General features: G+C 60.6%; 1 protein-coding gene. It reads right to left on the reverse strand.

Annotated elements, in window-relative coordinates:
• Positions 1 to 54: 54 nt before the first annotated feature.
• Positions 55 to 819, reverse strand: a complete 765-nt coding sequence (locus BSR28_RS08775; RefSeq protein WP_001389365.1) for an IS6-like element IS6100 family transposase — start codon at positions 817 to 819, stop codon at positions 55 to 57.
• Positions 820 to 881: the final 62 nt, after the last annotated feature.

Below are 881 nucleotides of genomic sequence, written 5' to 3' on the forward strand. Positions count from 1 at the left end.
GGCTCTGTTGCAAAGATTGGCGGCAGTCAGAGGTAGGCTGTCGCTCTGCGCCGATCAGGCGGCTGCTGCGAAATGGTGGTTGAGCATGCCCATGGCCTCCGTCAGCGCCGAGGGCCCAATGCCAAAAGCTCTCTCCACAAGGCGCACCTCGCCCCTGATGCCGGGCTGCAGGCACCAGGGGCGAGCCTGTCCTTTGCGCAGGGCTCGCATGACTTCGAATCCCTTGATCGTGGCATAGGCCGTGGGGATCGATTTGAAACCGCGCACCGGCTTGATCAGTATCTTGAGCTTTCCGTGATCGGCCTCGATCACGTTATTGAGATACTTCACCTGCCGGTGGGCCGTCTCCCGGTCCAGCTTTCCTTCGCGCTTCAATTCGGTGATCGCTGCACCATAGCTCGGCGCTTTGTCGGTATTGAGCGTGGCAGGCTTTTCCCAGTGCTTCAGGCCTCGCAGGGCCTTGCCCAGGAACCGCTTCGCTGCCTTGGCGCTGCGGGTCGGCGACAGGTAGAAATCGATCGTGTCGCCCCGCTTGTCGACTGCCCGGTACAGGTAGGTCCACTTGCCCCGCACCTTGACGTAGGTTTCATCCAGGCGCCAGCTCGGATCAAAGCCACGCCGCCAGAACCAGCGCAGCCGCTTCTCCATCTCCGGGGCGTAGCACTGGACCCAGCGATAGATCGTCGTATGGTCGACCGAAATGCCGCGTTCCGCCAGCATTTCCTCAAGGTCGCGATAGCTGATCGGATAGCGACAATACCAGCGCACCGCCCACAGGATCACATCACCCTGGAAATGGCGCCACTTGAAATCCGTCATCGTTCCGTCCGTCCAATCTCCGCCAAGCATGCTCAAGCTTCACGATTTTTGCAACAGAGCCC

Origin of the sequence: Boudabousia liubingyangii (genome assembly GCF_001907245.1) — a bacterium.
Taxonomy (GTDB): domain Bacteria; phylum Actinomycetota; class Actinomycetes; order Actinomycetales; family Actinomycetaceae; genus Boudabousia; species Boudabousia liubingyangii.